General features: G+C 57.5%; 9 protein-coding genes and 3 pseudogenes. 5 read left to right on the top strand and 7 right to left on the bottom strand.

Annotated elements, in window-relative coordinates:
• Positions 1-885 (top strand): glycoside hydrolase family 3 C-terminal domain-containing protein (locus EDC90_RS19965; RefSeq protein ID WP_207903975.1); only part of this gene is annotated, 885 nt, incomplete at its 5' end.
• A 320-nt stretch (positions 886-1,205) separates the two neighbouring features.
• Here EDC90_RS19965 and EDC90_RS19960 read toward each other — a convergent pair.
• The 4 genes and pseudogenes from EDC90_RS19960 to EDC90_RS19945 all read right to left on the bottom strand — a co-directional run.
• Positions 1,206-1,472: pseudogene (locus EDC90_RS19960) on the bottom strand (IS6 family transposase); the annotation flags it as partial.
• Positions 1,473-1,742: 270 nt separating this feature from the next.
• Positions 1,743-2,534 carry an AttM family quorum-quenching N-acyl homoserine lactonase gene (attM, locus tag EDC90_RS19955; RefSeq protein WP_165972916.1) on the bottom strand — a complete coding sequence of 264 codons (792 nt, stop codon included), beginning with the start codon at positions 2,532-2,534 and terminating at the stop codon, positions 1,743-1,745.
• Between the two features lie 44 nt (positions 2,535-2,578).
• Positions 2,579-3,739, bottom strand: coding sequence for an iron-containing alcohol dehydrogenase (locus EDC90_RS19950; RefSeq protein ID WP_132314278.1), 1,161 nt, complete (start codon positions 3,737-3,739; stop codon positions 2,579-2,581).
• 28 nt (positions 3,740-3,767) lie between these two features.
• A complete protein-coding gene (locus EDC90_RS19945) occupies positions 3,768-5,222 on the bottom strand; it encodes an NAD-dependent succinate-semialdehyde dehydrogenase (RefSeq protein ID WP_132314277.1) in 1,455 nt (484 codons plus the stop codon).
• Between the two features lie 63 nt (positions 5,223-5,285).
• On the opposite strand from EDC90_RS19945, the gene EDC90_RS19940 reads away from it, so the two are divergent.
• Complete coding sequence (locus EDC90_RS19940; protein WP_132314276.1) at positions 5,286-6,101, top strand: IclR family transcriptional regulator; 816 nt, start codon at positions 5,286-5,288, stop codon at positions 6,099-6,101.
• Positions 6,102-6,133: 32 nt separating this feature from the next.
• On the opposite strand, the gene EDC90_RS21130 is transcribed toward EDC90_RS19940, so the two are convergent.
• Positions 6,134-6,361 carry a hypothetical protein gene (locus tag EDC90_RS21130; protein ID WP_132314275.1) on the bottom strand — a complete coding sequence of 76 codons (228 nt, stop codon included), beginning with the start codon at positions 6,359-6,361 and terminating at the stop codon, positions 6,134-6,136.
• Between the two features lie 58 nt (positions 6,362-6,419).
• Between EDC90_RS21130 and EDC90_RS19930 the strand changes: the two are divergent.
• From EDC90_RS19930 to EDC90_RS21005, 3 genes and pseudogenes are all read left to right on the top strand, one after another.
• Positions 6,420-6,557, top strand: a pseudogene (locus EDC90_RS19930) (IS481 family transposase); the annotation flags it as partial.
• A 120-nt stretch (positions 6,558-6,677) separates the two neighbouring features.
• A pseudogene (locus EDC90_RS21365) lies at positions 6,678-6,808 on the top strand (IS3 family transposase); the annotation flags it as partial.
• Positions 6,805-6,963: a hypothetical protein gene (locus tag EDC90_RS21005; RefSeq protein WP_207903974.1), complete on the top strand. Its 159-nt coding sequence runs from the start codon at positions 6,805-6,807 to the stop codon at positions 6,961-6,963. The pseudogene EDC90_RS21365 and the gene EDC90_RS21005, both read left to right, overlap by 4 nt.
• A gap of 20 nt (positions 6,964-6,983) precedes the next feature.
• Here EDC90_RS21005 and scpB read toward each other — a convergent pair whose 3' ends face one another.
• Both scpB and EDC90_RS19920 read right to left on the bottom strand, forming a co-directional pair.
• Positions 6,984-7,697: an SMC-Scp complex subunit ScpB gene (scpB, locus tag EDC90_RS19925; RefSeq protein WP_132314274.1), complete on the bottom strand. Its 714-nt coding sequence runs from the start codon at positions 7,695-7,697 to the stop codon at positions 6,984-6,986.
• A gap of 2 nt (positions 7,698-7,699) precedes the next feature.
• The gene (locus EDC90_RS19920) at positions 7,700-8,653 is read right to left on the bottom strand and encodes a DUF1403 family protein (RefSeq protein ID WP_132314273.1); all 954 of its coding nucleotides are present in this window, start codon (positions 8,651-8,653) and stop codon (positions 7,700-7,702) included.
• Positions 8,654-8,830 lie beyond the last annotated feature (177 nt).

Raw genomic sequence — 8,830 nt, 5'->3', positions numbered from 1 at the left:
CTCGACATGATCCCGAGCGCCGTGGAAGCCGCGAAGAACGCCGATGTCGCCATCGTCTGTGTCGGCGACCTGTCCGGCATCTTCCAGACCGGCACAGTTGGCGAGGGGTCGGACGCCGATACGCTGGAGCTGCCCGGCGTGCAGCAAAAGCTGCTCGATGCCGTGATCGAGACCGGCAAGCCGGTGATCGTCGTCATATCGTCCGGCCGTCCCTATAATCTCGGCGGTGCGGAAGACAGGATTGCCGCCCAGGTGATGACCTTCTTCTCCGGTCAGGAAGGCGGCACTGCACTTGCCAGCGTGCTGACCGGTGCGGTGGAACCCTCCGGACGCCTGACGCTGTCGATCCCGCACAATGTCGGCGCGGTGCCCTATTTCTACAATCACAGCTTCAAGAGCTCCGGCACGCCGATCGCCCGCCACTTCGGCAGCCGCTATCCCTTCGGCCACGGTCTTTCCTACACCACGTTCGACTATTCCGACGTGGCGCTCGAGAGTGAGGCTGTCGATATCGAGAAGGGCACCGTCCGGTTGTCGTTCACGGTCAAAAACACCGGCGAACGCGATGGCATTGCCGTCCCCCAGCTCTATGTCCGCGACGAGATCGCCACGCTGGTGCGTCCGGTCAAGGAACTGAAGGCTTTCGGCAAGATCGCCCTGAAGCCCGGGACAAGCGCCCGCGTCACCTTCGAGGTGCCGACCGACATACTGAACTTCACCGGCTATGAAGGCTACCGCGTGGTGGAACCCGGCTTCTTCACGCTGATGATCGGTGCTTCCAGCGGCGACATCAGGCTGAAGGCGCGGGTTGAGGTGACCGGAAAACGCCGCAAGCTTCCCGCCGACTGGCGCATGCTGAGTTCTACACTGACTGAAAAAGCCTGATCGGAACCCGGCTTCGACAGACCTGAGAATACTGCTGCAGGCGAGACCGGTTTGTTCCGTCTCAAGGGCGTTGAGACGGAACAAAGAGCCTCGGCAATCTCACGCCAGCTGATGTCTATTTCGGCAGAGGAGACGAAATCCTGAAACAGCGAAAAAGGATCAAGGAACAGACCATTTTGAACCGACGCTTGCAACACCACGCAAACGCAGCTTAAATCAACAAATCAGACGCGCCAGATCCTCCTGATAGCCAGACCCCATTCCGTCCATAATCATTCGATGACGGACACACTGAAGTGGCTCGGGAAGACTAAACAGGGGAGATAAGTCCACTTACCTTTGACCTTGCCATACGTCTCATCCATTCGCCACGAGCTGTTGGTCGTTGATTTCCGACGGTGTGCTTCACGCGCGATCAGAGGCGAGTATTTCACAACCCATCTATTCAGTGTTGCATGATCGACGTTGACGCCGCGCTCAGCCATAATCTCCTCCAGATCGCGATACGAAACTGCATATCGAACATAGAAAAACACCGCGTATAAAATCACGTCTTTCGGGCAATGGCTGCCTTTGAAACTGATCATACACGCAACGCTCAATCTGTAATTCGGAAATCAGCAGGAAGCTATGACGCCATCAGATGAACAGAAAGTTTGCGACGGAACCGCGTGATGCCCGCAGACGAAGACAAAAAAATGAGAGCTGTATTGCCTGATTACAGAAGGTGTCCAGTTGGCTAAAATTGTAGCTTCGGGCCGACTGCGCCACCTCTACCAGTCCGTTGCCACTCCGAATTTACAGAGCTACGCACATTCTTGGTAAAAGGGGCGCGACCGTGCCGGCTTCCGTCCAGGTCAGCTGTAGTAGTCCGGTGCGACCTTGAATTTCGGCCATGCGTCAGGATCGTGGCCCGTAACGACCTCTGCTCCGGTTTTCTCGGCAACGGCATGAAGCTTCTGTACCGAACGAACAGAGTCAACCGCAGAGGCTAGGAACCCGGGAAGCGCTTTTTCGTCCCAGTGGTCAAGGGTGTAGGCTGCATCGATCGTAAGAAGAAGCGGCTTGCTGTTGGTCAAACGGACGAGGAACGACTGATGTCCTGGCGCGTGTCCCGGTGTAAAGATGGTTGTCAGGGTGCCATCGCCGTAAATGTCGTAGAAGTCGTCCTGCGTTCCATTCAGGAACTGCCATTTCAGTCCCGGACGGTCAAAATCCTTTCGGATGTAGCCACCACCGGCAAACCAGTCAGGCGTGAAGGCATATTCATATTCCGACCGCTGAACGATGTGCGTGGCATTGGGGAACCGTCCAATGGCACCTGTGTGATCAAGGTGAAGGTGCGACTGCAAGACATATTTCACATCTGCCGGATCAATACCGAGCGCCTTGACCTGATCGACGCACCCCTGGTCCTTATCCAGGACCGGCCAGTAAACGTCGCAGATTCCGCCCCAGTAACCGCGCGGATCTGTTGCGACTTCAACGGCATTGCCGCCATCGATAATCGTATGGCCATTGGGATGGGTGATCAGAAAAAACGGAACCGGAATTTCATAGTCGGCGCCGTCACCCTGATTCATTTTGATGTTGTGCACTTTACATTTCAAAGTGCCCGATTGAAGCATATAAAGTCTAATGTCAGTCATGGATATTCCTCCCTAGAATTTGAAACGGTTGCAGTCGATGACCATCAAAACGCTTCGCGATAAAGCGCAAGCGCGTCTTCCTCTGTTACTTCAACTGGATTGTTGACGAGCAGACGGGTCTGCTTCATGGCGTCTGATGCCAGCATGGCAAGACTGTTGTCGGTGACGTCGACATCGCGAAGGCGGCGCGGCGCACCACTGTCATCCATCAATGTCTGCATGTGAGCAACGAATGCGTCGGCGCGAGCATTAACATCGCGGCTCCCCTTTACACCAAGAACGTCAGCAAGTTCCGCATAGAGCGGCGCTGCTGCCTTGGCGTTGAAGCGCAGCACCGGACCCAGCATCAGCGCGTTGGAGAGGCCGTGCGGAATGTGGTAATGGCCACCGAGCGGATAGGCCAGAGCATGAACCGCAGCAACGGGCGAATTGGCAAAAGCCTGCCCCGCAAGTGTTGCCCCAAGAAGCATGCCCTCGCGCGCCGCACGGTTTGTGCCGTCACTGCAGGCGGCAATAAGGTTTGTACCAAGCAAACGCAATGCTTCACGGGCCAATGCGTCGGAAAGCGGGTTCTTCTTGAATTTGCTGGTATAGGCCTCGATCGCGTGCACCATGGCATCAATGCCGGTGGCTGCTGTATGAATCTGCGGCAGCCCCACCGTGGTTTCGGCATCAAGCAGCACAAAATCGGCATAGAGCTGCGGCGATACAACCCCCATCTTGGTGGTTTCACCGGTCGTGATGATCGAGATATTGGTGACTTCGGAGCCTGTTCCGGCAGTTGTCGGCACGAGAACCAGCGGCAAACGTCCACCTTGCACATTGCCGATGCCATACATCTCCGCCAGCGGCTGTTGCGATACAAGCAGCACCGACACAAGCTTGGCAATATCGAGCGAAGAGCCGCCGCCCAGACCGATAACAATGTCTACGCCAGCCTGCTGTGCTTCTTCAACGCAACCATACACAACATGCTCCGGGGGATCGGCAACCACCTTGTCGAACACGGTTACCTGAATACCGGCGGCCTTCAGGCTTTCCGAAATCGGTGCGATCAGACCGGCCTTGATAAGGCCCGCATCGGTCACCAGAAGCGCTTTTTGCACCGAAAACCGGGATTTGATAATGTCGCCGAGCCGCTTTGCTCCGCCCCACGCCACCTCCATGGATGGAACGGTACGGAATTCAAATGGATTGATTGTCATTGCTACTCCTCTCTAAATGCCGGCTCGCTTACGCAATCGCCGAGCAAAAATATTTAACCTCCAGGTATTCATCGATGCCGTAGTGGGACCCCTCACGCCCGAGGCCCGACTGTTTAACCCCACCAAAAGGCGCAACCTCGTTGGAAATCATGCCGGTATTGTGACCCACCATTCCGTATTCGAGGGCTTCGACCACACGCCATGTCCGGCGTACATCTTCGGTGTAAAAATAGGCGGCAAGACCAAACTCGGTATCATTGGCCATAGCCACAACCTGATCTTCTGTATCGAAGCGGAAAACCGGCGCGACCGGCCCAAAGGTTTCTTCGCGCGCAACCTTCATGGCCTGGGTGACGCCTGTCAGCACGGTTGGCTCAAAGAACGTTCCTCCAAGGCTGTGGCGCTGACCGCCGACAACGACCTTGGCCCCCTTTTCGACTGCGTCCGTGATGTGCTCCTCCACCTTGGCAACCGCATCCGCATCAATGAGCGGGCCAATCAAAACGTCGTTCTGCGTGCCAGCGCCAACCGACAGGTCACGAACCTTGGCTGCCAGCTTTTCGACAAAGGCATCATAAGCACCGGCCTGAACGTAAAGTCGGTTGGAACAGACACATGTCTGGCCAGCATTGCGGTATTTTGAAGCGATCGCGCCCTCAACTGCGGCATCAAGATCGGCATCATCAAAGACGATGAAAGGTGCGTTGCCGCCCAATTCCAGCGACAGTTTTTTGATCGTCGGCGCCGATTGCGCCATCAATATACGACCAACCTCGGTTGAACCGGTGAAAGAAAGCTTTCTGACGGTATCGCTCGCCGTCAGCACACCGCCAACGTCCCTGGCATCGCCGGTCACCACCTGAAAGACACCCGCCGGAATACCGGCCTGTTCGGCCAGCACGCCCAACGCAAGTGCCGTCAAAGGCGTCTGCTCGGCGGGCTTAACCACCATCGTGCAACCAGCTGCCAGTGCCGGTGCGGCTTTGCGCGTTATCATCGCTGCCGGAAAGTTCCAGGGCGTGATTGCTGCGCAAACGCCGATTGGCTGCTTCATGATGATGATGCGCTTGTCAGTGGTTGGCGCCGGTATCGTGTCGCCGTAAACGCGCTTTGCTTCTTCTGAAAACCACTCCACGAAGGATGCAGCGTAGAGCGCCTCGCCTCTTGCTTCAGCAAGCGGCTTGCCTTGCTCGGTGGTCATCAAAGCGGCAAGGTCATCGGCATTTTCGACCATAAGCTCGAACCAGCGACGAAGGATCGCCGCTCTGTCTTTTGCGCTTTTCTTGCTCCATGTGGCGAACGCCGTATTCGCGGCTGCGACCGCCTGTTCCACGTCCGTTGCTGCCAGAGAGGGAACGGTCGCAATGACGTCACCCGTGGCCGGGTTCTCAACTTCAATCACTTTTGCATTGCCTGCAGAAATCCATTTCCCGTCGACAAGGCAACGGTCCCGCAACAAATCCGGATTTTTAAGCTTGACCATTTCCTTCTCCCCCCATAAAGTTCAATATATTGAACCTAGATCTTTATATTGAATAATGGGGTGATGGTTTTGTCAAAGTCAAGTGAAATTCAGACGGAGGCTCGCAATGCCGAGGCGGGCAATCAGGTCGCGTCTGTTCCGGCCTTGCGCCGCACGGTCCTGATCCTTGATCTGATTGCCAATGTTGACGCTCCCATGTCCGCGGCCGAGATCACCCGCTCGCTTAAACTTCCGAAGAGCACGGTGCACGGTCTGCTCACCGTAATGATGGAACTCGCCCTTATTGTCAGGAATTCGGATGGAACGTATCGTATAGGCCCGCACACGATGCGGTGGGCAAACGGTTTTCTGTCAAAAATGGACATCGTGTCGATATTCAACGAATATTTCGCGCAAGACACGGCATTCAGACACTACACGATGACACTGACAGTCCTCGATCACAGAGACGTCGTCTATATCGGCTGTCGCAACTCCGACCAGCCATTGGGGCAAACTTTCAGGATTGGAATGCGCTTGCCGGCGCCGTTCACCGCAACGGGAAAAATACTATTGTCAGAAATGTCTGAAGCGCGTTTACGGCACCTGTTCGACTCCGAATTTCCGGCGGCAATGACATCAAGAAGCGCGAAAAATCTCGAACAGCTCATGGTCGAGCTGGCTGCGACACGTGAACGCGGGTTTTCCATCGACGACGGACAGGTGTCCGAGGGCATGATCTGTATCGGCTCAGCCGTGCGGGACCACACGGGTCAAATAATTGCCGGCATTGCAACCAGTCTCATGCGCACCGAGGCAAGCATCGAGGTCGTATCGGATATGGGAAAGACGATCGGGATCGCCGCAAATAATCTGTCGCAGCAGCTTGGCGGGAAATAGCATCGGCCTATTGTTGCCGGTGATCCGTGAGTTCATCCCGAGACCTTCCAACGAATGCGAGCCGCGGGTTCCTCGCCGCTCTGCTGCGTGCCGCCTCCATGGTGCGCGATGAGAAAAAGAAGCGCGACGGCAACAAGGACAGCGGCAAGATTGTAAATCATTGCGCCTGAGAAGGCATCTGCATAGCGCCCCGCCCGTCTTACGCCTTCACTGGCATCACAGAACCGCTCTAACTTGTGCGCTTTCAGGAGGTTGTCCATTCGGAGCAGACCGAGGAGACTGGAGTTACCACACTTCAGAACTCACCTGAGGCTCCGAATGAACATTCACAAGAATGCCCGACTGACCCCGCTGCGTCGAGAGGAGATGGCCATCGCCGTTCTCGATGGCGCACTTACGAAGGCGCAGGCGGCTTTAGTCTATGCCGTTTCCAGCAAGATCGTGTCTCGTTGTGTTTGAACAGACAGATGGTCGTTCTCAAGTGGTTTCCGGCGTCGTTCCGCTGCCGCTGATATTGCGGATAGCGCGTTGAAGTAAGCCTGATCGGGTGTCTTCCGCTCAATCGATGAATGCGGGCGACAGCTGAACAATGAGTTAGCCCGCATCACCGAGGAGCGCGACATAAAACGGCTTTGTCCCAGTGATGCCAAGTGAGATATGCGTTCATTGCCCTGCATCGCCCGAAGTTCTCGGTGCAGAAGATGTGCTAGATCTGCTCGACTTTTCCCGGGAGGCCCGCGCGTTCGTGCTCCGGCCGCCGCTCGAAGCCCATGTCTCGCTGATGGCCACGCAGTTTCAGGCCACCTCAACTGAAGGCAGGTTCGAAATGGCAATTACTCTGAAGGATAAAGGCCTCGCCTGAATCCGCCCGTAGCAACAGCCTCATTCCTCTTCACCCTCCACCGCAGCCGCCATCGCCTCCTCCTGCACGGCGGCCCTACTCAGCAACCCAGCATCCTCCAGCGCCTCGATATCCGGCAGATCGCGGAGCGTTTCCATGCCGAAGGCTGAAAGAAAGTGTTTGGTCGTGACGTAGGTGTAGGGCGCGCCGGGTGTCGGGCTGCGGGGGCCGGAGGCGATGAAGCCGGCGTTGCGGAGCGAACCGATTGTGTCGCGACTGACCTCCTTGCCGAAGATTTTTGACAGTTCCGCGCGGGTAATGGGCTGGAAGTAGCCGATGGCCGCCAGCACCGTGGATTCGAATTCGGACAACGTCGTTGCCGCGCCGCGTGTCGGAGCATTCGAAGCTTTTATCGCATCGGCGTAAGCCGAACGGCTTCGGTGCTGCCAGCCGCCGGCGACCGGGACGATCTCGTAGGGTCGACCGGTGAGTTCTTCGCGAAGATCGTCGATCAGAAGATCGATGCTGCAGTCTTTGCCAACCACGCGGGCCAGTGTTTCGCGGGTAACCGGTTCGGCGGCAGCAAAGATCACCGCCTCGACCCTGAGCATCCATTCGCGCCAGCGCAACGCGGGCGGCAACTGATCCAGCTCCCGATCAAACAGATGGTCATCTTCGGCGTTCGCGCCGTCTCGTCCGGCTGCGGTATTGGCATTCTTGCGGCGGGACGGTCTGTTATCTGCTGCTGCAGCCATCATCACAACCCATAAATCCGGAACGACGACCGGCCCGACAGTTCGCGCACGGCCCCGAAACTTTCAAGCCGTTCAAACAGGCGGGTCGCGGCCCAGCGGGAGAGGTTGCTGCCGGGGGCTGACGCTGGCATGGCGTCTGCGTCCAGCAGTTTCTGGATGACAGGGCCCGCGCCCTTTGTCCGGATCTTCGGCGATACAGCCATAAGCGTGTCGGCGCGGCGCGCAATCGCATTGGCCGCGCCCAGTGCGGCCCCGGCCCCGTCGGCGATGGCGAGACAGATGGCGCGGGCAAAAACCGGTTCGCCCGGGCGCACGCGTCCCCTGCCCCCGATGGTGCGAAACGCCGGGCCGTAGCGCTCCGCCATCAACAGCGGCACGGGCCGGTCCCATTTGAGCTGGGCTGCAATCATCATGTCGGCCATCGCCCAGGCCAGCGGCTCGGCATCCGGGCGGATGGCGAGAATTGAAGCGACAAGTTCCGCCACGACGAACGGAACAGCCCGGCCGGACCGGATCGCCGTATCCGCCAGCGCCGGGATTGTGGCAAGATGGTTGTCAAAGGCAAGCCCCAGCCGATTAGCGTGGTCTTCGACCTGCTTTACAGCAAAACCGGGTTTTCGGGCGGCGAGCCTTTTGTAGGCCGCAAACATCTGTCCGGCGGGGCCCGGATCATCGCTGGCGACGGTGAGCAAAAGCGCGTCACGCAACGCGTGTTCGTCTTCGTTGCGGCCGGACAGACGCACGGCGGCAGCGGCGCATTTGAGCGCCTGCCGTTCGCGCCAGCAGCCGGCCCAAGGCGGTTCGGAACGAGCGAGATCATCCAGAGATTTCAGGGCAATAGCGGCGGAGAAGGCAGCATCGGCTTCGGTGGTAGCGCGCCCGCGCGGGCGGGCCCAGCCCGGCAGGGGCGCGGCGGTCGTGACGGTTCCGGCGGGTGTTGCGGCGTACGAATCCATGTCGTTGAGACTATCCGATAAGTGCAGTTAATGCCAGTGAAATCGACAAAAAGCGCACGGCTTGTCTTTTCCTTATAATGATTGATAATGTTGTATTATCGTTCATAATACTCATTATAAAGAAAAAGCCCATTTCGAGGCCCTCAATGTCCGAAAACGACGCCGATCCGCACGCCA

It is taken from the genome of Martelella mediterranea, assembly GCF_004342225.1.
Lineage (GTDB): Bacteria > Pseudomonadota > Alphaproteobacteria > Rhizobiales > Rhizobiaceae > Martelella > Martelella mediterranea_B.
The sequence above is the reverse complement of the archived record's forward strand: the minus strand, read 5'-3'. Positions and strand labels throughout refer to the sequence as shown.

Bases quoted from the DNA above. Each gene is read 5' to 3' on its own strand.
- EDC90_RS19950 (WP_132314278.1), bottom strand. From the start codon at position 3,739: ATGACAATCAATCCATTTGAATTCCGTACCGTTCCATCCATGGAGGTG.
- EDC90_RS21130 (WP_132314275.1), bottom strand. From the start codon at position 6,361: ATGGACAACCTCCTGAAAGCGCACAAGTTAGAGCGGTTCTGTGATGCC.
- EDC90_RS19940 (WP_132314276.1), top strand. From the start codon at position 5,286: ATGGTTTTGTCAAAGTCAAGTGAAATTCAGACGGAGGCTCGCAATGCC.
- attM (WP_165972916.1), bottom strand. From the start codon at position 2,534: ATGACTGACATTAGACTTTATATGCTTCAATCGGGCACTTTGAAATGT.
- scpB (WP_132314274.1), bottom strand. From the start codon at position 7,697: ATGGCTGCAGCAGCAGATAACAGACCGTCCCGCCGCAAGAATGCCAAT.
- EDC90_RS19920 (WP_132314273.1), bottom strand. From the start codon at position 8,653: ATGGATTCGTACGCCGCAACACCCGCCGGAACCGTCACGACCGCCGCG.
- EDC90_RS19945 (WP_132314277.1), bottom strand. From the start codon at position 5,222: ATGGTCAAGCTTAAAAATCCGGATTTGTTGCGGGACCGTTGCCTTGTC.